19 protein-coding genes are annotated in these 19830 nt (G+C 72.5%); 6 read left to right on the top strand and 13 right to left on the bottom strand.

Annotated elements, in window-relative coordinates; genetic code table 11:
• Positions 1 to 194 precede the first annotated feature (194 nt).
• Together ABZV93_RS07505 and ABZV93_RS07500 are read right to left on the bottom strand one after the other, a co-directional pair.
• Positions 195 to 476, bottom strand: coding sequence for a glutaredoxin family protein (locus ABZV93_RS07505; RefSeq protein WP_354931980.1), 282 nt, complete (start codon positions 474 to 476; stop codon positions 195 to 197).
• Between the two features lie 2 nt (positions 477 to 478).
• Positions 479 to 2179, bottom strand: coding sequence for an AMP-binding protein (locus ABZV93_RS07500; RefSeq protein ID WP_354932567.1), 1701 nt, complete (start codon positions 2177 to 2179; stop codon positions 479 to 481).
• Between the two features lie 135 nt (positions 2180 to 2314).
• Here ABZV93_RS07500 and ABZV93_RS07495 point away from each other — a divergent pair, with 135 nt between their 5' ends.
• From ABZV93_RS07495 to ABZV93_RS07485, 3 genes are all read left to right on the top strand, one after another.
• Positions 2315 to 3229, top strand: coding sequence for an HAD-IB family hydrolase (locus ABZV93_RS07495; protein WP_354931977.1), 915 nt, complete (start codon positions 2315 to 2317; stop codon positions 3227 to 3229).
• Positions 3230 to 3313: 84 nt separating this feature from the next.
• Positions 3314 to 4168 (top strand): sigma-70 family RNA polymerase sigma factor, encoded by an 855-nt coding sequence (locus ABZV93_RS07490; RefSeq protein WP_354931974.1) that lies wholly within the window; start codon positions 3314 to 3316, stop codon positions 4166 to 4168.
• A 202-nt stretch (positions 4169 to 4370) separates the two neighbouring features.
• Positions 4371 to 5564, top strand: a complete 1194-nt coding sequence (locus ABZV93_RS07485) for a DUF5667 domain-containing protein (protein ID WP_354931972.1) — start codon at positions 4371 to 4373, stop codon at positions 5562 to 5564.
• A gap of 119 nt (positions 5565 to 5683) precedes the next feature.
• Here the strand turns inward: ABZV93_RS07485 and ABZV93_RS07480 are convergent, their stop codons facing one another.
• The 5 genes from ABZV93_RS07480 to ABZV93_RS07460 all read right to left on the bottom strand — a co-directional run bounded on the left by ABZV93_RS07480 (position 5684) and on the right by ABZV93_RS07460 (position 10437).
• Positions 5684 to 6709, bottom strand: coding sequence for a lysophospholipid acyltransferase family protein (locus tag ABZV93_RS07480; protein ID WP_354931969.1), 1026 nt, complete (start codon positions 6707 to 6709; stop codon positions 5684 to 5686).
• Positions 6702 to 7760, bottom strand: a complete 1059-nt coding sequence (locus ABZV93_RS07475; RefSeq protein ID WP_354931966.1) for an NAD-dependent epimerase/dehydratase family protein — start codon at positions 7758 to 7760, stop codon at positions 6702 to 6704. Before ABZV93_RS07475 ends, ABZV93_RS07480 begins: the two co-directional genes overlap by 8 nt.
• Positions 7761 to 7790: 30 nt before the next feature.
• On the bottom strand, positions 7791 to 7892 hold the full coding sequence (locus ABZV93_RS07470; protein ID WP_092652736.1) for an AURKAIP1/COX24 domain-containing protein: 102 nt from the start codon (positions 7890 to 7892) through the stop codon (positions 7791 to 7793).
• Between the two features lie 174 nt (positions 7893 to 8066).
• Positions 8067 to 9311 (bottom strand): acetoin utilization protein AcuC, encoded by a 1245-nt coding sequence (locus tag ABZV93_RS07465; RefSeq protein ID WP_354931963.1) that lies wholly within the window; start codon positions 9309 to 9311, stop codon positions 8067 to 8069.
• A 4-nt stretch (positions 9312 to 9315) separates the two neighbouring features.
• Positions 9316 to 10437 (bottom strand): ROK family protein, encoded by a 1122-nt coding sequence (locus tag ABZV93_RS07460; protein WP_354931960.1) that lies wholly within the window; start codon positions 10435 to 10437, stop codon positions 9316 to 9318.
• 122 nt (positions 10438 to 10559) lie between these two features.
• Here ABZV93_RS07460 and ABZV93_RS07455 point away from each other — a divergent pair, with 122 nt between their 5' ends.
• Positions 10560 to 11105, top strand: a complete 546-nt coding sequence (locus ABZV93_RS07455) for an NUDIX domain-containing protein (protein WP_354931957.1) — start codon at positions 10560 to 10562, stop codon at positions 11103 to 11105.
• Positions 11106 to 11128: 23 nt separating this feature from the next.
• Here ABZV93_RS07455 and ABZV93_RS07450 read toward each other — a convergent pair whose 3' ends face one another.
• Positions 11129 to 11737: a GNAT family N-acetyltransferase gene (locus tag ABZV93_RS07450; RefSeq protein ID WP_354931954.1), complete on the bottom strand. Its 609-nt coding sequence runs from the start codon at positions 11735 to 11737 to the stop codon at positions 11129 to 11131.
• 217 nt (positions 11738 to 11954) lie between these two features.
• Here ABZV93_RS07450 and trpS point away from each other — a divergent pair, with 217 nt between their 5' ends.
• Together trpS and ABZV93_RS07440 are read left to right on the top strand one after the other, a co-directional pair.
• Complete coding sequence (gene trpS, locus ABZV93_RS07445; protein WP_354931951.1) at positions 11955 to 12980, top strand: tryptophan--tRNA ligase; 1026 nt, start codon at positions 11955 to 11957, stop codon at positions 12978 to 12980.
• 66 nt (positions 12981 to 13046) lie between these two features.
• Positions 13047 to 13427: a nitroreductase family deazaflavin-dependent oxidoreductase gene (locus ABZV93_RS07440; RefSeq protein WP_354931948.1), complete on the top strand. Its 381-nt coding sequence runs from the start codon at positions 13047 to 13049 to the stop codon at positions 13425 to 13427.
• Positions 13428 to 13442: 15 nt separating this feature from the next.
• Here ABZV93_RS07440 and proC read toward each other — a convergent pair whose 3' ends face one another.
• The 5 genes from proC to ABZV93_RS07415 all read right to left on the bottom strand — a co-directional run bounded on the left by proC (position 13443) and on the right by ABZV93_RS07415 (position 19692).
• Complete coding sequence (gene proC / locus ABZV93_RS07435; protein WP_354931945.1) at positions 13443 to 14261, bottom strand: pyrroline-5-carboxylate reductase; 819 nt, start codon at positions 14259 to 14261, stop codon at positions 13443 to 13445.
• Between the two features lie 115 nt (positions 14262 to 14376).
• The gene (locus ABZV93_RS07430; RefSeq protein ID WP_354931942.1) at positions 14377 to 15309 is read right to left on the bottom strand and encodes a proline dehydrogenase family protein; all 933 of its coding nucleotides are present in this window, start codon (positions 15307 to 15309) and stop codon (positions 14377 to 14379) included.
• A 104-nt stretch (positions 15310 to 15413) separates the two neighbouring features.
• Positions 15414 to 16466: a hemolysin family protein gene (locus ABZV93_RS07425; RefSeq protein ID WP_354931939.1), complete on the bottom strand. Its 1053-nt coding sequence runs from the start codon at positions 16464 to 16466 to the stop codon at positions 15414 to 15416.
• Entirely contained in the window at positions 16463 to 17932 is a 1470-nt protein-coding gene (locus ABZV93_RS07420) for a hemolysin family protein (RefSeq protein WP_354931936.1), read from the bottom strand. The genes ABZV93_RS07425 and ABZV93_RS07420 overlap by 4 nt, the downstream gene beginning before the upstream one ends.
• A gap of 323 nt (positions 17933 to 18255) precedes the next feature.
• Positions 18256 to 19692: a helix-turn-helix domain-containing protein gene (locus ABZV93_RS07415; protein ID WP_354931932.1), complete on the bottom strand. Its 1437-nt coding sequence runs from the start codon at positions 19690 to 19692 to the stop codon at positions 18256 to 18258.
• Positions 19693 to 19830 lie beyond the last annotated feature (138 nt).

Below are 19830 nucleotides of genomic sequence, written 5' to 3'. Positions count from 1 at the left end.
CTAGGACTTTGTGAACGTGCGAACAAAATCGAGCGTAGCGCCGGCCGGACGTGCCGGTCGTCACATCCGGCTCGCTCGGAGCGGATCTGAGCCGGAATCGACCCGTATGTGGACCTTCGGCATGATCGCCGGAAGGCCGAAATCCGGACCATGAAAGGCGATCTCGTGGACCCTGTGATCGGGTCCTCGGCCGGTCAGCCGGCGGTGAGCGCCGTGCGCAGCCGGTCCGCGTCCACCCGCCAGAAGTCGTGCTGGCGGCCGTCGACGAACGTGACCGGGATCTGCTCCCAGAACCTGCGGTACAGCGACTCGTCGCCCTGGATGTCGATCTCGGTCCAGCCGACGTCCAGGTCGGCGCACACGGCGGCGACCACCGCGCGGGCGTCGTCGCACAGGTGGCAGCCGGGCTTGCTGTAGAGGGTCACGCGCTCCGGCGACGGTTGGGTCGGCCGGGTCGGCCGGGTCGGTTCGGCCACGGTCAGAAGCCGATCGCCGACTCGCGGGCGGCGCGCCGCAGACGGGACTTGGCGACCTTGCCGGTCACCGAACGCGGCAGCTCGGGGACGATCTCCACCACGCTGGGCCGCTTGAACCTCGCCAGCCGGACCTCGCAGTGGCGGCGTACCTCCTCGGCGCTCACCTGCGCACCCGCGGCGGGAACGACGTACGCGCGGACGGCCTCGCCGGTCTGCGGGTCCGGCATCGCCACCACAGCGACCTCGGCCACGCCGTCGAGCTCGCCGATCGCCTCCTCCACCTCACGCGGGTAGACGTTGAAGCCGGAGACGATCACGAGTTCCTTGATCCGGTCGACCAGGACCAGGTCGCCGTCCTCGTCGAGGTAGCCGATGTCGCCGGTGGCCAGCCAGCCCTTCTCCTCCGGCGCGTCGGCGCCGTCCGGCCAGTAGCCGGAGAAGAGGTTCGGCCCGCGGACGAGCACCTGGCCGGTCTCGCCCACCTCGACCTCGGCGCCGGTCTCGTCGACGATCCGCAGCTCCACCCCGGGAAGGGGCGCACCCACCGTGTGCTTCGCCCGCCCGGTCGGCACGGCCCGGGACGTCGCCTCACCCGCCGGCTCCGCGGACTCTCCGGATTCCGCCGTCTCGGCGGACTCCGCCGTCTCGGACACCGCAGGCGCCGAGCACAGGGTGCTGGTGACCACCGGGCCGGCCTCGGTCAGGCCGTATCCCTCCTGGACGACCAGGCCGGTGGCCGCGAGCAGTGCGCCCTGCAGCGACGGCGGCAGCGGCGCCGCACCGGACACCAGCAGCCGGACGCTCGCCAGCCGGCGCGCGAGCTCGGCGTCGTCGGCGGTGGACCGGAGCCAGCTCGCGAACACCGTGGGGACGGCCGGGACGTTCGTCACCTGCTCGGCCGCCACCAGGTCGAGGCTGCCCTCGGGGGTGAAGCGGCGGACCAGCACCAGCGTGCCGGCCACCCGGGCGACCATGCCGAGCACGGCGTTCAGGCCGTACACGTGACACATCGGGAGTACGCCGAGCACCACGTCGGTGGACGTCATCACCGGGGGGTCGATCGAGGCCAGCTGGTCGAGGTTGGCCAGCAGCGCACGGTGCGTGAGCATCACCGGAGGGCCGGCCGCGCCGGAGGTGAACAGCAGAACCGCGAGCGCCTCGGGGTCGGCAGGCGGGACGGCGGGTGCGCTGGAGGCGGCGGCCAGCAGCTCGTCGTAGCTGCGTTCGCCGGGCCGGGAGGCGACCCCGACCGGGACCACCACCGGAACGTCCGCGTCGAAGGCGAGGCCGCGGGCACCGGCGGCCTCGTCCACCGCGGCGCGGACGGCGGCCACGCTGGTGTCGTCGGCGAGGACCACCCGCGCGTTGACCGCGCCCAGCATCGCCCCTATCTCCTGGGCCGTGCCGGCGGGATTGAGGGGTACGGCGATCACGCCCGCGCGAAGCGCACCGAAGTAGGCGGTGACGAACTCCAGGGAGTTGGACATGGCCAGCGCCACGCGGAACCCGGCCACCAGCCCGGCACCGGACCAGGCGGCCGCCACGGCGTCGACCGCGCGGTCGAGCTCGGCCCAGGTCAGCCGGTCGTCACCGGCCACCAGCGCGAGGTGGTCGGGGGCATCCTGGGCCGCCCGTCGCACCAGGTCGGCGACATTGACCGCCGTGACCACCCGGTCCGGCTGCAGCTGCGTACGAGGCGCCATCACCACGTCGGCGAGTCTGGCACACATCGGACCGGCACGACTCCGGGTGTCCACCCCCGGGACCACTCCGGGAGCCGGAGGATTCCCACATCCTGATCGGCGTGATGTCGGTCCGACGCCCTAAGCTCGGTGGGCATGACGCCCGCGGAGGAAGACAAGCCGGCTCTGTCCCCGATCCACGCCCCCGACCGACCACCTGCCGACCTGGCCGCAGCGGCGTTCTTCGACGTGGACAACACGCTGATGCGCGGCGCCTCGCTCTTCTACCTCGCCCGTGGCCTGCACTCTCGCGACTACTACCCGACCCGGGAGTTCCTCAGCGCGGGCTGGCAGCAGCTGAAGTTCCGGATCGGCGGCGCGGAGGACGCCGACGGCATCAGCCAGATCCGCGAGCTCGGGCTGGCGTTCATCGCCGGCTGGGAGGTCGAGGACCTGGCCGAGCTCGCCTCGGAGATCTTCGACGAGGCGCTGGCCACCAAGATCTGGCCCGGCACGGCCGCACTCGCCCAGCGGCACCTCGACCAGGGCCAGCGGGTGTGGCTGGTCACCGCCGCCCCGGTGGAGATCGCCCAGCTGATCGCCGACCGGCTCAACCTCACCGGCGCGCTCGGCACCATCGCGGAGACCCAGGACGGCAAATACACCGGCCGGCTGGTGGGCGACCTCATGCACGGCCAGGCCAAGGCCGAGGCGGTCCGGATTCTGGCTGCGCGGGAAAACCTCGACCTGTCCCGTTGTGCGGCGTACTCCGACTCCGCCAACGACGTCCCGATGCTGTCGCTGGTCGGTCTGCCGTACGCCATCAACCCCGACCGCAAGCTGCGCAGGTACGCCCGCAAGAACGGGTGGCGCATCCGCGACTTCCGCCGGGCCCGGAGGGCGGCCCGGGCCGGGCTCGCGGCGGCGGCGATGGCCGGCGCGGTCGGTGGTGCGGCGGCAGCCGCGGCGGCCCTGCGCCGCACGGCGCTCGGCCGGCACCACTCCGCGCTCGGCCTACCTCTCCGGCCTCCGCTCGGGCGGCGACGCTCTCCGTGGTGGAAGCTCCGCTGAACACGCCGGGTTTCCCGTTTGCCGGGAATTCCCTACGATGCCGCGAACGGGGACGTACCCGATCCTGCTGGGGGGCAGGTAGCGATGTTGGATGACCGCCGGACCACGCTCGCCGACAGCGCGGGCGTGCGGGAGCTTCTCGAGCTGCTGCGCGCCGCGCTGCGTACGACCGACTCCTGGGAACCGTCCGGCAGGCACGTCCTCGTTCGGGTCCCAGCGGTCCCGGCCCCCGCCTCCGCCCCTTCCGCCGGCCGGTTCACCGGGGGGCACTCCCCCGCGCCCGACGACGGCCGGCTGTGCCAGGCATCGCACCAGGAGACCGCCTCGTCCCGGGCCCGCGCGGGCACCCGGGCCGTCGACGGCGCCGGTGAGCACGCGCCCGCCGACGCCGCCAGGGCGCGGATCGTCGCGCTGGTCGAGCTCGCCCAGCGGGGTGACGCCGAGGCGTTCGGGCAGCTGTACGACCACTACGTCCCGAGCGTCTACCGGTACGTCTACTACCGGGTCGGCACGCACGCCCTGGCCGAGGACATCACCAGCGAGACGTTCCTGCGCGCCCTTCGGTCGCTGGGGTCGTTCCGCTGGCAGGGCCGCGACTTCGGAGCCTGGCTGGTGACGATCGCCCGCAACCTCGTCACCGACCACTTCAAGTCGGGCCGGTTCCGGCTGGAGGTCGTGACCGGGGAGATCCTCGACTCCGACTCGGTCACGGCGGGTCCCGAGGACGACGTCCTCACCCGGTTGACCAACGAGGCGCTGGTGGAGGCTCTCCGGCAGCTCGGCCCGGACCAGCAGGAGTGCCTGGTGATGCGCTTCCTCAACGGCATGTCCGTGGCCGAGACCGCCCAGTCGTTGGGCAAGAGCGAGGGCGCGGTCAAGCAACTCCAGTTGCGAGCGGTGCGCAACCTCGCCAAGCTGCTCCCCGACGGGCTCCGGTGACCCCGCCGAGCAGGCCACCGGAGACCGCCCGCTCCGGCCCACGCGACCGCGCCGGCGCCGGACCGTAACCCCTGGGGCTACTGCTCGTTTTCGCAGGTATCACCCCACGATTCGGGACACCGCCCGTCCCACCGCACACACCACCGGATGAGCTCGGAGGATCCCGGCCACACCGGTTGACTGGTCGAAGGAGCACGCGTCGATGACCTCCCTCCTGGCGTCGCGCCGGCGGGCCGAGGAATTCGCCCGGCTGGTGGATGGCACCGGCCGCTCCACCGACCCCACGCTCCGCGACCTGCACTCCGTCGCCGTGCGGCTGAGACCCTCCGCGATCGAGCCGTCGGAGGAGTTCCGTACGACCCTTCGCGAGCGCCTGGTGACGGCCGCCGCGCGGCTGCCCGCCGGAGGGGGTCACAGTGCCCTCGACAGCCGTTCGGGTGGTGCCGGGTCACGCGCGGACCGCTCGGCACGGCCAGTGTCCGCGGCTCCGAGGCGTTCGCGGATCGTCGCCGTCGCCGCCGCGGTGGTGCTGGCCGGCGGGGTGGCCGGAACAGCCGCGGCCGCCCGGGACGCCCAGCCGGGCGGGTTGTTCTACCCCATCAAGATCGGCCTGGAGCGTACCCAGGTGGCGGTCGCATCCGGTCAGGAGTCGCAGGGCCGGGAGTACCTCACCCACGCCTCGACCCGGCTGACCGAGGTGGGCAGGATGGCCGGCGGCGCGCCCCTGCGCGACACCGACACCGAGCGCGTCCACCTGGCGCGGGCCACGCTGTACGAAGTGAGCGCCGACACCCGCCGGGGCGCCGACCTGCTCCTGCAGGCGCACCAGACCAACGGAAGCCCCGCACCGGTGGTCGCGATCCGGGATTTCGTCGCCGGCGCCCAGCCGCGACTGCGGGAGTTGCGTCCGCTGCTGCCGCAGGGACTTTCCGGGTCGTACGCCCGCGCTGCCGCCGCGGTGGCCGACGCCGACCGCCGGGCCCGCGCCGCGTGCCCGACCTGCGAGGTCACGCCCACCGCCCCTGGTCGGACCACGTCGCCGCGCCCCTCCCCTACTTCCGGCCCCACGTCCGGGCCCACGGCCGGGCCCACGTCCGGGCAGCTTCCGGCCACGCCCGGGCCGACGGCTGCGCCCAGGGGCCCGGGTCCGGCGCCGACCAATCCCGGCCCGGGTGGTCCACAGCCGACCCGTAGCGCCGACCCGCTGCCCCTACCCCTGCCGACGCTCACCCTGCCGCGGCCCCGGCCGAGCGGACCGGGGACGCCCAACCCGAAGCCGACCACGCCGGCCCCCACGGGAACACCGACGACCCCGCCACCGCCCGGGTCGCCGCTGCCGCTGCCCCTGCCTCTCCCGACCCTGCCGCTGCCGCTGCCCCTCCCTCTGCCGAACTGAGCGCAGGTCTCGAGGGGTCTCGGTGTGGTGCGGCCGCCGGGCGCTCGCGGATTCTTCCGCGGAGGAATCCGGCGCGACGACGACAACGCAGCCAGGCAGGATGCAGGGGCCCGCGGCGGTCAGAAGGCGTCGGGGCGGTCGAGGAGTAGTGCGTACAGGGTGTGCTGGATCGTCTCGCGCACCTGGTCGGTGAGGTCGAAGACCAGCATGGGATCCTCGGCCGCCTCCGCGTCGTAGCTGTCGGTGGAGATCGGCTCGCCGAAGGAGATGATCCACTTCGACGGCAGCGGCACCAGCCCGAGCGGGCCGAGCCAGGGGAACGTCGGCGTGATCGGGAGGTACGGCACTCCGAGCAGGCGGGCGAGCGGCTCGACGTTGCCGAGCAGCGGGTAGGTCTCCTCGGCGCCGACGATCGAGCACGGCACGATGGGTACGCCGGTGCGCAGTGCGGCCGCGACGAAGCCGCCCCGCCCGAACCGCTGCAGTTTGTAGCGTTCGGAGAACGGCTTGCCCAGCCCCTTGTAGCCCTCGGGGAACACCGCGACCAGCTCACCCGTCCTGAGCAGCCGCTCGGCATCCTCGTTGCAGGCGAGTGTGGTGCCGCCCTTGCGGGCGAGTTCGGAGATCACCGGCGTACGGAAGACGAGGTCGGCGCCGAGCATCCGGATGTGGCGGTGCGCCGGGTGGTGGTCGTGCACCGCGACGTGGGTCATCAGGCCGTCGACGGGCAGGGTGCCCGAGTGGTTGGCCACCAGGAGGGCGCCACCGACGGAGGGGATGTTCTCCAGGCCGCGCACCTCGACACGGAACCAGCTTTGGTACAACGGCCGCAGAATCGCGAGCAGGACGTTCTCGGTGAGGTCGGGGTCGAAGCCGAGGTCGTCGACCTCGTACTCCCCCGTCAGCCGCCGCCGGGCGAACTCCAGCCCGCCGGCCACCTTGGACCGCCAGTCGTCGCCGAGGGTGCGCTCGGCCAGTCCCTGCGCGAGCGCGCCGGCCACCTCGCGCAGGCCGTCACCGAGGCTCGCCGGCTGCTCGCCCCCACCGCGCGAGCCGGGGCGGGACGAGCCCGCGGGCGTGCCCGCGTCGTCGGCCGATGGCGAGCCGTGGAGGGGAATCACCTTCGCCCGGGAGGAGTCAGCCATGGCCCTGTCGTACCCCTTCGGCCTCGTCTCGCACATCGCGTACGCCGAGGAACGCCGCGGCCTCCTCCTCGGCGGCCGCGATGCGCTCGGAACTCAGCAGACCCTGTTCGTGCACCGAGGCGAAGGTCTGGAACGCCTCCGCGGTGGTGTGGGCCGGCTTGAAGCCCAGGTCGTCGCGCATCCGGCTGGTGTCGACGCCCCTGCCGTAGGTGAGGTAGGAGAGCTGTTCGGGAGTGAAGTCGGCCAGCCGGGCGGCCCGGAACATCTGCCCGAACGTCGCCACCGCGAACGCCGGGACAGGCGCGGTCGGCCGTCCCATCCGGCGGATGGCCTGGGACAGCATCATCACGCCGTCACCGGCGACGTTGAACGTGCCGGGCGACTGGCCCACGGTGACGAGCCGCAGCGCCTCGAGCAGGTCGTCCTCGTGGACGAACTGAAGTCGCGCGTCGAAGCCGAGCACGGTCGGCACCACGGGCAGAGTGAAGTACCGCGTCATCGGCGTGCGTACCCGCGGACCGATGACGCTGGCGAAACGGAGCGTCGTCACGGCGACGTCCGGGCGGCGCCGGGCGAAGCCGCGGACGTAGCTCTCCACCTCCACCGCGTCCTTGGCGAACCCGGACTGCGGCAGCGCACGCGGCTCCATGTCCTCGGTGAACATCGCCGGGTCAGCCGGCGACGCGCCGTAGACCGCCGTCGAGGACTTGACCACGACCTTGCTCACCGACGGCAGCCGCTGGCAGGCGGCCAGCAGCTGCATCGTGCCGATGACGTTGATCTCCTTCATCGTGGCCCGCCCGCCCGCGTGTTGGGGGGTGGCGATCACGTTCAGGTGGACAACGGTGTCGATGCTCTCCCGGGCGAGGACGCGGGAGACGACCGGGCTGCGCAGGTCGACACGTACGAACTCCGCGTCACCGAGATCGTGACGCGGAGGTACGACATCGACGGCAAGCACCCGGTCGACGCCGGGGTCGGCGGCCAACCGGCGCGCGAACCTGCTACCGAGATCACGGGAAACTCCTGTGACCAGTACTACACGCGCCATATCGGCCTCACCCCGTGGGCACGAAGGTCGCTACTTCCCCTGACGCCTGCGCTGGACGCGCGTCCTCTTGAGGAGCTTGCGATGCTTCTTCTTCGACATTCGCTTGCGACGCTTCTTGATGACGGAACCCACGCGGAACCCTTTCGGCCTGTTCGTACCCCAACGAATACGCACCTGAACGTCGGAAATCGCGACGCCTGCGGGCATGCGGTGACCATGGCGGACCGATGCGTCCTCACAGGGTACAGGCCGCGAGCCCACCCGCTTCCGCCCGGACCGTCCCGACCCTCCGGCCCGGATGGCGGGTCAGAGGTGGGGGTCCAGGCCGTGGCAGGGGAAGACCGCCTGCCGGGTCGCGCGGACCGCCCGGTCCAGTTCGTCGGCGGGGTCGTACCCGGTGTCCCAGTCGGCGTACGTCGGTTCCTCCCCGTCGGTCATCGACGTCGGCGCCGGCCGGCGGCACTCCGTGGCGACCAGCTCACGCCAGCCGGGCGGGGTGGGTGTGCTCGGTGAGAGCGGCCGGCCGCCGGCGATCGCCAGCAGGTGACTCCAGGTGCGCGGCACCACCTCCACCAGGGCGTAGCCGCCCCCACCGGTGGCCACCCAGCGGCCATCGCACATCTGGTGGGCCAGGTCGTGCACGGCCAGGGCAGCCGCGCGCTGCCCGTCGACGGACAGCGCGAGGTGGGCCAGCGGGTCGGCCCGGTGACTGTCGCAACCGTGCTGGCTGACCAGGACGGTGGGCTGGAACGCCTCCAGCAGGTGGGGTACGACGGCGTGGAACGCGCGCAGCCAGCCGGCGTCGCCCGTACCCGCCGGCAAGGCGAGGTTGACAGCGAAGCCCTCGGCGTCCGGGCCGCCGATCTCGGTGGGATAGCCGCTGACGTACGGGAACAACGACCGCGGCGACTCGTGCACGCTGATCGTGAGCACCCGCGGGTCGTTCCAGAAGATCTCCTGCACGCCGTCGCCGTGGTGGACGTCGAGGTCGAGATAGGCGACCCGGGGGCACCCGGCGTCCAGCAGCCAGCGGATCGCCAGCGCGGGGTCGTTGTAGACACAGAAGCCACTGGCGGAGGCCGGCATCGCGTGGTGGAGCCCGCCGGCGACATTGACCGCATGCAGCGCCTCTCCCGACCAGACGATGCGCGCCGCCTCGATACTGGCGCCGACGACGTGGGCGGCCGCCTCGTGCATGCCGGCGAACGTCGGGTTGTCCGAGCTCCCCAGGCCGTAGTTCGCGTCGGCCCACTCCGGGTGCTCGCTGGCCCGCTTGACCGCCTCGAGGTAGGCCGGGTCGTGCACGAGGGCGAGCACCTCGTCGGTGGCCGAGGGGGCGGGCACCTGGAGCACCCGGCCGCTCGCCTCCGCGCCCGGCGGGTCGGACGTGTGGGCCGCGTCAGGCGTGGCGGGAGAGGTGGTGCCGACCAGGCCGAGCTCGGTGGCCAGGGCGACGGTCAGCCGCACCCTGATGGGGGCCAGCGGGTGATGCGGGCCGAAGTTGTACGCCGTGAGCGCCGGGTCGTACACCAGCCGTGCGGGTCCGGTCACGTTCCTACCTTCCCGTTCCGTCGGGCACCGCGTCGAGCGGAGCTGTCGCGTCGACCAGGGCGGCCCGGCCAAGCAGGGCGGCGCCGAGGACGCCGGACTCCGCACCCATCGCGGCCCGCACCACCCGCGGCTGCCGCTGGAACGTCAGCCGCGCCCGCAGCCGATCGCGTACGGGGTCGACGAGCTGGTCGCCGGCCAGGGCGAGTCCGCCGCCGAGCACCACCAGCTCCGACCCGAACACCGTCACCGCCGTGGCCAGTGCGTCGGCGAGCGCGGCGACGGCGTCCTCCCAGACGGCGGCCGCGGCCGGGTCGCCGGTACGGGCCAGCCGGGCCACGTCCCGGGCAGTGAACTCCGCGGTGGTCCCGTTGGCGGTGGTCCCGTTGGCGGTGGTCCCGTTGGCGGTGGTCCCGTTGGCGGTGTTCCCCGCGACCTCCGCGCTCCCCGCGGTGCGTTCGGCGTAGCGGCGGACGACGGCGGTGGCCGAGGCCAGCGTCGCCAGGCAGCCGTGCTGGCCGCAGGTGCACCGCGCCCCGCCGGGGTCGACCACGACGTGCCCGAGCTGACCGGCGTACCCACCGCCGACGAGCAACCGGCCGTCGCTGACCACGCCCGCCCCGATGCCGGTGCCGAGTGTCACCAGGAGCGCGTCGTCGGACTCGCGGGCGGCGCCCAGCCGCCACTCCGCGACGCAGGCCGAACGGACGTCGTGCCCGAGCGCCACCGGCAGGCCGGTCGCCTCGGACAGGAGCGCACGCACCGGGGTGTCGCGCCAGCCGAGGTTGGCCGCCATCACGGCGACGCCGCGCTGTTCGTCGATGATGCCGGGTACGGCGACGCCGATCGCCGCCACCTCACCGGCCGTTGCCTCGCTCCGCGCACGGTCCCGCAACCCGGCCACGACCGAGACGACCGCCGACAGGACGGTGTCGGCGTCGCGGGCAGGTGGGGTAGGTTTCTCCGCCCGGGCGCCGACCTGCCCGTCGGCGTACACCACAGCGGCCTTGATCAACGTCCCGCCGACGTCCACCCCGATCACGGGAGCGGCGGCCGGCGCCGGCGGTGATGTCGGGTCCGGCCGCGTGGACTCGGCAGGCACGGTGGGCTCGGGCGGGGAGTTCGTCACGCCTGCCATCCTGCCCCAGAACGGATCTCGAGTACGGACGTGATCCCGGCCCGGCCGCACCGGATGCCGTCCGGTGATCGCGCGGCAGGCACCGCCCAGGACGGTCCCCTAAGGTCTCGGGCATGGACGTGATCCCCGCCGGGCCGGCCGACCGTTTCCCGCTGCTCTACGCGCCGCAGCGGTGGGAGTGGGCGGGCATGGATGCGCAGTTCTCCACCACGCTCCCGCCCGAGCCCCTGGTGCAGAGCATCCACGTGGTCGGTTTCGTGGGCGAGGAGGTGACGGTGTGCCGGGACCACCGCGACGTGTGGTTCCTGCCCGGCGGCACCCGCGAGCCCGGCGAGTCCGTACTCGCAGCCGTCGATCGGGAGATCGCCGAGGAGGCCGGTGCCCGGCGGGTGGGCCCGCTGCGGTGGTTCGGCGCGCACCACTGCGTGTCCGACCGAGCCGAGCCGTACCGCCCACACCTGCCGCATCCGGAGAAGGCCTGGCTGTGGTGTCTCACCGACTTCGTGGTCGACGGGGTGCCGAGCAACCCGCCGGACGGTGAGCAGGTGGAGGAGGTACGGGTGGTGCCGGTCGCGCGGGCCCGGGAACTACTGCGGACCGACGGCGACTGGTATCCCGAGCTGCTCGACCTGGCCTGGGAAATCCGCCGGGCCGCCTGACCTCGCCTCGACGCCGGCCCGGCTCACGCGGAGAGTTCGCGCACCATGCCGACCTCGCTCAGGCTCGGGTCGGACGGCAGCGGCGCGCGTTCGCCCGTGGGCACGAAGCCGCAGCGTTCGTACAACCGGCGGGCCGGGTCGTTCCCGTCCGTCACCCACAGGTGCACCCGAGCGGCGCCTGTCCGGGCCGCCCACTCGACCACGGCTGCGACCAGGTGGGCGCCGACCCCGCGTCCCCGAGCCGCCGGGCTGACCCACATCGACACCAACTCGACGGTGACGCCCTGCCCGTCGGCGCCGGGCGCGGGATGCTCGACGAAGGCTCCGCTCATCCCGACCGGGCCGCCCGCCAGGTCCGGCGGATCGGCGAGGTAGCAGGGGAACCCGGCCAGCCGGCGCCGCCACTCCTCCTCCCCGAACGTCCGCGCCTGCGCGAGCGTCGACCCGAACGCCCACGGCGTGTCCTCCAGTGCCGCCAGCCGGATCGCCCGCCACTCCCGCCAGTCGTCCGGACCGACCTGCCGGACCACCACGCCGGGCTCCCCCACAACCACCTCCACGGCTTCGGCACCTGTCAAGGCAGGCTTGACGGCGCCGTCACTCCCGGCCGCCGGATTCTCCACATTCGCCACGGGGATCATCCTCTCCTGCTGACACGGCATCGGCCGAGCGGATATTGTGGCCGGGTGCGTACGCAGATCGTTATCCGACCACTCGGTTGGTGGGCCGCCTAGGGCGGCCCCCGATCGCGCGTACGACGCACCCAGCATCCGGCCGCCCCTGCGAGGGCGGCCGACGCATGTGTGGACCCGTCCCTCGCGGCGGCGGCTCCGACCAAGGAGCCCTCACATGAACCACACGGCCACCGACCACGCAGCCGTGGACGCCACGCCCACCACCCGCACGATCTTCTCCGGCATCCAGCCCACCGGCCGGCTCACCCTCGGCAACTATCTCGGCGCGCTCGGCCGGTTCGTCGACCTGCAGCACACCGCCCGGTGTGTCTTCTGCGTCGTGGACCTGCACGCGCTCACCGTCGAGCATGACCCGAGACGGCTGCGCCAGTTGACCCGCGAGACAGCGACGATCTATCTCGCGGCCGGGCTGGACCCGGCGGTGTGCGTACTCACCCGGCAGAGCGACCTGCCGGCGCACACCGAACTCATGTACCTGCTGGAGTCGACGGCCTACGTCGGCGAGCTGAACCGGATGATCCAGTTCAAGGAGAAGGGACGCGGCCGGCCGCGCACCCGGGTGTCGCTGTACACCTATCCGGTACTTATGGCCGCGGACATCCTGCTGTACGGGAGTACGGAGGTGCCGGTCGGCGAGGACCAGCGCCAGCACGTGGAGCTCGCCCGGGACCTCGCGATCCGGTTCAACCGCGAGTACGGGCGCACCTTCGTCGTGCCGGAGATGAGCCCGGCCACCGTGGGGGCGCGGGTGATGGACCTGCAGAACCCGACCTCGAAAATGAGCAAGGACGCACCGGCCGACTCGCTCGGATCCATCCGGCTGCTCGACCCACCCGAGGTGATCGTTCGCAAGGTGTCCCGCGCGGTCACCGACGCCTCGCCGGACGTCGGCTACGACCCCGAGAACCGGCCCGGCGTGTCCAACCTGCTGGAGATCCTGGCGGGCTGCACCGGCGAGGCGGACCCGGCGGCCCTCGCCGGGAAGTACGACGGTTACGCCGCACTCAAACGCGACACCGCCGACGCGGTGGTGGGCGTACTGGAGCCGCTGCAGAACAGGTACGCCGAACTCGCCGCGGACCCGGCGTACGTCGACGCGACCCTGCGCCTGGGCGCCGAACGCGCCCGGGAACTCGCCGCGCCGACACTCGCCGCCGCCCGGAGGGCGATCGGGTTGTGAAGGACCGGACGTTTCCGGACGCCTGCGCGTGTTGATCCATCCGCAGGGACGAGGAACCATCGGGCCATGGTGCTGAGCAAGCGGGTCGCGAGATTCAACAAGGTCGCCACCAACCGGGTCCTCGGGAAGGCGGCACCCCGGCTGCCGGGGCTGGCGATGGTCGTCCACCAGGGCCGGACGTCGGGACGGCGGTACGAGACGCCGGTGAACGTCTTCGGCGGGCCGGACAACTACGTCATCGCCCTGACCTACGGACCGGACGCGGACTGGGTGCGCAACGTCCTCGCCGCGGGCGGCTGCGAGATCGTCAGCAAGGGCGAGACGATCCGGCTGACCGACCCCCGGGTGGTGCACGACGAGGCCCGTACGGACATGCCGAAGCGGGCCAGGTTCCTCCTGGCCCGCTTCGGCGTGAGCGACTTCCTGCACCTGCGCCGCGCCGACTGACCACGCAGCCGTCGCCTACTCCGCGGCGGCGGCGATCTCGCGGGCGCGGTCGCGGGCAGCCTCGATCGCGTCCAGCACCGCGGCCCGCACCCGGTGGCTCTCCAGCTCGCGGATGGCGCTGATCGTGGTGCCGCCCGGAGACGTCACCGCCTCCCGCAACGCCACCGGGTGCTCACCGGTGTCGCGCAACATCACCGCGGCGCCCAGCGCGGCCTGCACGATCAGGTCGTGCGCCACCTGCCGCGGCAGCCCGAGCAGGATGCCGGCGTCGGTCATCGCCTCGACGAGGTAGTAGAAGTACGCCGGGCCCGAACCCGACAGCGCCGTCACCGCGTCCTGCTGAGACTCCGGCAACCGCAGCGTCTCCCCCAGCGGGCGCAGCATCTCCTCGGTCAGCGCGAGGTGCTCGGCGCTGGCGTGCGAACCGGCCGAGATCGCGCTCATCGCCTGGTCGACCAGAGCCGGGGTGTTGGACATCACCCGTACGACCGGAGTGGCGTCCGGCAGCCGCTTCTCGAAGAACGCGGTCGGCAGGCCCGCGCACAGGGTCACCACCAGCCTCCCGGCCGGCACGGCCGGGGCGAGCTCCACCATCAACGTGCCGGCGTCCTGCGGCTTGACCGCGACCACCAGCACGTCCGCCTCCGCGGCCGCCTCGGTGTTGGGCAGGACGCGGACGCCGTAGCGCTCGGCGAGCTGTTCGCCGCGCTCGGCCCGCCGGGCCGTCGCGATCAGCCGGTTGGCCGGCCAGCCGGCGCGGAGCAGGCCGGACAGGATTGCCTCGCCCATCTTGCCGGCGCCGATCACGGCGATCGTGTGCTGGACGGCGTTCATCGCGGCATCATCCTTCGGCGGGGGTGGGGTTTCCTACACGCGCGGACCCCCTACACCTACACCCAACCGGCCCGGCGCCGGCGAGCCGGTCGGGGCACAGGGGCCTGGTCGGCCCTCAGGTCCGGGTGAGCAGCGAGCGCACGAAGAACGCGGCGTTGGCCGGTCGCTCCGCCATCCGGCGCATGAGGTAGGCGTACCACTCGTCGCCGTAGGGCACGTAGACCCGGACGGTGTCGCCCAGGTCGGCCAGCCGCCGCTGCTCCTGCGGCCGGATGCCGTACAGCATCTGGTACTCGTAGCTGCCCCGCGACCGGTCGTGGCGCATCGCGAGGGCGCCGGCGATCTCGATCAGCCGCGGGTCGTGGGTGGCGATCATCGGATAGCCCTGGCCGGCCATCAGGATCTTCAGGCAGCGGACGTAGGACCGGTCGACGTCGCCGGTCTTCTGGTACGCCACCGACGCGGACTCGTTGTAGGCGCCCTTGCACAGCCGCACCCGGGAACCCTCGTGGGCGAGGTCGCGGCAGTCGGCCTCGGTGCGGTGGAGGTATGCCTGCAGGACGGCACCGGTCTCGGGGAAGTCCCGGCGCAGCTCGTGCAGGATCGAGAGGGTGGTCTCGACCGAGGCGTGGTCCTCCATGTCGAGGGTCACCGTGGTGCCGGCGTCCTTGGCGGCGTCGGCGATCGACCGGGCGTTGTCGAGGGCGATCTTCTCGCCGTCGGAGCCCAGCGCCCGGCCCACGGCGGACAGCTTGACCGAGATCTCCGCACCCCGGGTGAGGCCGGCGCGGTGCAGCCGGTCGAGCAGGATGAGGTACGCCTGGGTGGCCCGGGTGGCCTGGTCGCGGTCGCGGGTGTCCTCGCCGAGGTAGTCGATCGAGGACTGCAGCCCGTCGGTGAGCAACCGGCGCGCGGCCTCCACCGCCTCGTCGGCGGTCTCCCCGGCGACGTACCGCGCCACGATCGCGGACGAGACCGGCATCGTGGAGACCAGCTTCCGCAGCCGCCGGCTGCGGGCACCGGTCAGCAGCGCCTGGCGTAGCACCACCGTGACCCTCCCAAGGTCGAGCCCGCGATCAGTGATCGGTCCGTCGGTCGGCATCCGGCCCTGTCAGGCTACGCCCGGCACCGTCCGAACGGAGGCCGATCATGTCAGCGGGCCTCCTGGGGCTGGCGAGGGGGTACCAGCCGGAGGAGTACGTCGTCCAGGGTGAGCACCCCGGTGGTCGTACCCGACTCGTCGTCGACCCGGGCCAGGTGGCTCGCACCGACCCGCAGGGCCGACAGCACCTCCACCAGCGGCGTCCCGGTGGTGATCGCCGGCAGCCGGCGGATCTGGTCCGGCGCCAGCGGCTGCGGGCGCTCGTCGATGGTGCCGGCCTGGACTTCCTCGATGAGGACGTCCTTGAGGTGGACGTACCCGGACAGAACCCCCTCCGCGTCCCGGCAGGGGAAGCGGGAGTGGCCGGTGCGGGCGGACAGCTCCTCCACGTCGGCGGCGGTGGCGTGCGCGTCGATCAGTACCACCGAGTCCAGCGGGATGGCGACCTCGCCGGCGGTGCCCTCGGCGAACGCCAGCGCCTCGGCGGTCAGCCGGTGCTCGTCCTCGTCGACCAGTCCCTCGTTCCGGGACTCGGCGAGCAGGTGGCCCACCTCCTCGTGGGTCACCGCGTCGTTCACCTCGTCCTGCGGGGTGACCCGCAGCAGCCACAGCACGCCGTTGGCGACGCCGTTCAGCCCGGTGATCACCGGGCGGATGGCTCGCACCATCGCCCGCAGCGGCGGCCCGAGGGCGAGTGCCGCCCGGTCGGGTGCGGCCAGCGCGATGTTCTTCGGGACCATCTCTCCGAGGATCACGTGCAGCGCGACCACCACCAGCAGGGCGATCACGATGGCGACCGGGTGGAGCAGAGCATGGGGTACGCCGACCGCCTCGAAGGCCGGCTGGAGCAGATGGGCCAGGGCGGGTTCGGCGATCGCACCGAGCCCGACTGTGGACAACGTGATGCCGAGCTGCGCGCCGGCCATCATCAGCGTCACCCGGCGGATGGCCCACATGGTCGACCGCGCCCGGCGCGACCCGGCCTCCACCAGCGGCTCGATCTGACTGCGACGGACCGAGACCAGGGCAAACTCCGCCCCGACGAAGAACGCGTTCGCCGCCAGCAGGACGACCGACAGGATCAGTGCAGCGCCGTCACTCATGAGCCGGCACCTCCGTGTCCGGTGCGAGCGGCGTGACCGTTGCGTTCTGCGTGACCGTCGCAGGTGGCGTGTCCGTCGGCCGCGCTCACCCCGGCCTCCTGACCGGCACCCTGCTCGGTGGCCTGCCCTTTGCTGTGCCCGTTGCCGTGCCCGCCGGGCTGCTCGCCGTCTGGTGTGCGTTCGACGTACACCTGGTCGATGCGGTGGTTGTCCATCCGGGCCACCGTGATCCGTACGCCGTCCACGACCGCTGCGTCACCGGCGTCGGGTACCCGGCCGAGGCGGTGCAGCACCAGCCCGGCGACCGTCTCGTATCGGTGGTCGTCGGCCGGCAGCCGGATGCCGGTCAGCTCGCGGACCTCGTCCGGGCGCAGCAGCCCGGAGATCACCCAGCCGTCGTCGGTGCGCTCGTGGGTCGGGGCCGGCTCGTCGTGCTCGTCCGACACCTCGCCGACGATCTCCTCCACCACGTCCTCGAACGTCGTGATGCCGGCGGTCCCGCCGTACTCGTCGAGCACGACGCACAGCTCGGTCCGGTAGTCGCGCAGCGCCCACAGCACCTCGTCGAGGGGTGCGGTGTCGGGCACGACCAGAGGTTCGGCGGCGAACGTGCCGACGGTGGTGGTCGCGCGCTCCGCGGCCGGCACGGCCACCGCCTGGCTCAGCTCGACCACGCCCACGATGTCGTCCAGGTCGTCAGCGCGCGCCACCGGGAACCGGGAAAGGCCGTGCTCGCGGGCCAGGTCGATCACCCGTTGGGCCGGGTCGTGGTCGGCCAGCCAGACCAGCCGGGTGCGCGGGGTGATGACGTCGCGGGCCCGCTTGTCGTCGAAGCGGAGCATGCGTTCGACCAGGGCGGCGGTGGACTGCGCCAGCGAGCCCGACTCGGCCGAACTCCGTACGACCGACACCAGCTCCTCGGGGGTGCGGGCCGAGGCCAGCTCCTCCTGCGGCTCGATGCCGAGCGCCCGGACGACGTGGTTGGCGGAACTGTTCAGCGCGACGGTGAGCGGCTTGGTGGCGGTGGTGAACGCCCGCAGCGGCAGCTGCACCGTCCGCGCCACCCCCATCGGGTGGGCGATGGCGAGGTTCTTCGGCACGAGTTCGCCGAACACCATGGTGGCCAGCGTCACGAGCACCAGCGCGAGGGTCAGGGAGATCCCGCGGACCCCGCCTTCGCCGACGCCGACCGCGGACAGCGGGGCGTGCAGCAGCCCGGCCACTGCCGGCTCGGCCAGCCAGCCGACGGCAAGGTTGGTGACGGTGATGCCGATCTGGGCGCTGGACAGGTGGGTCGAAAGGTTCGGGAGGGCGGCCTCGAGGCTGCGGGCGCCCTTCATCCCGGCCTCGGCGGCCCGCTCGACCGCGGGCCGGCTCACCGTCACCAGCGAGAACTCCGCGGCGACGAATACGCCACAAACCAGGATGAGAACGACGGAGGCCGCCACCAGCAGGGCGGTCAGCATGTGGACGTCACCAGCGCCTCGCTGCCGGTCCGGCGGTCGAACGGATGTCGGTACGCCGCTCCGGCGGAGCGTTGTGAACCTGCCATGTCTCCTGTCCAGGTGGACGGTGGTCGTCGGTGCGGCCCCGGCGACGGCCGGGCCCTGGCCGGGCTATGCCGGGCCCTGGTCGGGCTCAGCCGGGCTCCGAGCATCGTCTGGCGTCAGCGGTCTGCCGCAGCCGCCGAGCCTACCCGCGACGGGACCCGTTCGCTTCCAGGAGGGACGGGAGGCTTCGCGACGGGCCGCGCGACGGGCGTGTCGCGAGCCGGATCCCGGCGCCGGGATCAGGACGGGGCGTGGCGGTCGAGAAAGGTGTAGACGTCGGTCTCGTCCACGCCCGGGAAGTTTCCGGTCGGCAGCGCGGCGAGCACGTGAGAGTGCGCTCGCGCCGACGGCCACGCCGAGCCCTCCCAGCGGGCGCTGAGTTCGGGTGGCGGCAGGGAGCAGCAGGGGCCGGTCGGGCAGCGCGACGTCGCGCGGTTGGCGGTCTCCCGGCCGCGGAACCACCGCGACTGTTCGTACGCCACCCCCAGAGTGACGGCGAAGTGGCGTTCTCGGGCCGGGTCGACGTGGGAGACGCACCAGTGCGTGCCGTCCGGGGTGTCGGTGTACTGGTAGAACGGCGAGTAGCGGTCCGCGGCGGCGAAGACCCGCCGGCCGCCCCAGCGACGGCACATCCGCTGGCCCTCGATCGCACCTGTCGGGTCGGCCGGAAACAGCAGCCCGTCGTTCTCGTACGCCTTGTAGATCGTGCCGGCCTCGTCGTTGCGGACGAAATGGCATCGTAGGTCGAGGTGGCGGGTGGCGAGGTTGGTGAACCGGTGCGCGGCCATCTCGTACGACACCGAGAACACGTCCCGCAGATCCTCCACCGCGAGGTCGCGATCCGCCTTCGCCCGTTGGAGAAACGGCACCGCCTGCTGTTCGGGCACGAGGACGGCGGCGGCGAAGTAGTTGGCCTCCACCCGCTGTCGCAGGAAGTCGGCGAAGTCGCGCGGCTGCTCGTGCCCGAGGACGAAGTGGCCGACGGTCTGCAACAGGATGCCGCGGTGGGTGTGCATCCCGAGCGACTCCCGCCGCAGGTAGATGCGGTTGTTGCGTAGGTCGGTCACCGACCGGACCGAGCGCGGCAGGTCCTCGGCGTAGCGCACCTGGAACCCGCAGTGCATCACGATCGCGGCCGCCAGCGCGTCCGACAGCGTGCCGCCGCGATAGCCGACCGCGGTCAGCGTCTCCACCGCGAGGCGCTCGACCTCGGGGAAGTAGTTGCCGCGGTCCCGCATCCGCCGGCGCAACTCGGCGTTGGCAGCGCGGGCGTCCTCCGGCGTGGCGGTGGGTTTGGTGTCACGCCGTCTGAGTTCCTCGTAGAGCGCGGTGATGTGCTCGAGCACCTCCGTGGGCACCCGCGGCCCGACCCGCAGAGGGGGCAGATCGAGTTGTTTGTAAAGGGTTTCGCGCTGCGCCTCCTCCAGCGCAATCTCCAGTTGCGCACGTCTGGTCGGTGGTGCCGGGGACAGCAGGTCCTCGACGGTCACATCCAGAGCCTGGGCAAGTGCGGTGATCAGGGACAGTTTGGGCTCGCGCCGGCCGTTCTCCAGCAGGGACAGCTGGGACGGCGCCCGGCCGACCCGTTCGCCGAGCTCGGCCAGTGTCAAGTGTCGGTTGCGTCGCAGATGGCGCAGTCGCTGCCCGAATGTGGGCAGATGGAGGTCTGCCGTCACGATCTCGAACTCCTCCTGGGCTCCACCCGGACTCGCTCGGCCCGAAGGAAGCGCCTCTTTCATCGTAGGAGAAGACCCGCGGATGTTTCCCCCGACGAACTCCTCCACCGGTCCCACTAGCGTCCGACACTCGGGTCG

This window comes from Actinopolymorpha sp. NPDC004070, from assembly GCF_040610475.1.
Lineage (GTDB): Bacteria > Actinomycetota > Actinomycetes > Propionibacteriales > Actinopolymorphaceae > Actinopolymorpha.
The sequence above is the reverse complement of the archived record's forward strand: the minus strand, read 5'-3'. Positions and strand labels throughout refer to the sequence as shown.

What these genes read in the sequence shown, in the direction of transcription:
- ABZV93_RS07500 (WP_354932567.1), bottom strand. Translation starts at nt 2,179, where the DNA reads ATGGCGCCTCGTACGCAGCTGCAGCCGGACCGGGTGGTCACGGCGGTC.
- ABZV93_RS07495 (WP_354931977.1), top strand. Translation starts at nt 2,315, where the DNA reads ATGACGCCCGCGGAGGAAGACAAGCCGGCTCTGTCCCCGATCCACGCC.
- ABZV93_RS07490 (WP_354931974.1), top strand. Translation starts at nt 3,314, where the DNA reads ATGTTGGATGACCGCCGGACCACGCTCGCCGACAGCGCGGGCGTGCGG.
- ABZV93_RS07485 (WP_354931972.1), top strand. Translation starts at nt 4,371, where the DNA reads ATGACCTCCCTCCTGGCGTCGCGCCGGCGGGCCGAGGAATTCGCCCGG.
- ABZV93_RS07480 (WP_354931969.1), bottom strand. Translation starts at nt 6,709, where the DNA reads ATGGCTGACTCCTCCCGGGCGAAGGTGATTCCCCTCCACGGCTCGCCA.
- ABZV93_RS07475 (WP_354931966.1), bottom strand. Translation starts at nt 7,760, where the DNA reads ATGGCGCGTGTAGTACTGGTCACAGGAGTTTCCCGTGATCTCGGTAGC.
- ABZV93_RS07455 (WP_354931957.1), top strand. Translation starts at nt 10,560, where the DNA reads ATGGACGTGATCCCCGCCGGGCCGGCCGACCGTTTCCCGCTGCTCTAC.
- trpS (WP_354931951.1), top strand. Translation starts at nt 11,955, where the DNA reads ATGAACCACACGGCCACCGACCACGCAGCCGTGGACGCCACGCCCACC.
- ABZV93_RS07440 (WP_354931948.1), top strand. Translation starts at nt 13,047, where the DNA reads ATGGTGCTGAGCAAGCGGGTCGCGAGATTCAACAAGGTCGCCACCAAC.
- proC (WP_354931945.1), bottom strand. Translation starts at nt 14,261, where the DNA reads ATGAACGCCGTCCAGCACACGATCGCCGTGATCGGCGCCGGCAAGATG.
- ABZV93_RS07425 (WP_354931939.1), bottom strand. Translation starts at nt 16,466, where the DNA reads ATGAGTGACGGCGCTGCACTGATCCTGTCGGTCGTCCTGCTGGCGGCG.
- ABZV93_RS07420 (WP_354931936.1), bottom strand. Translation starts at nt 17,932, where the DNA reads ATGCTGACCGCCCTGCTGGTGGCGGCCTCCGTCGTTCTCATCCTGGTT.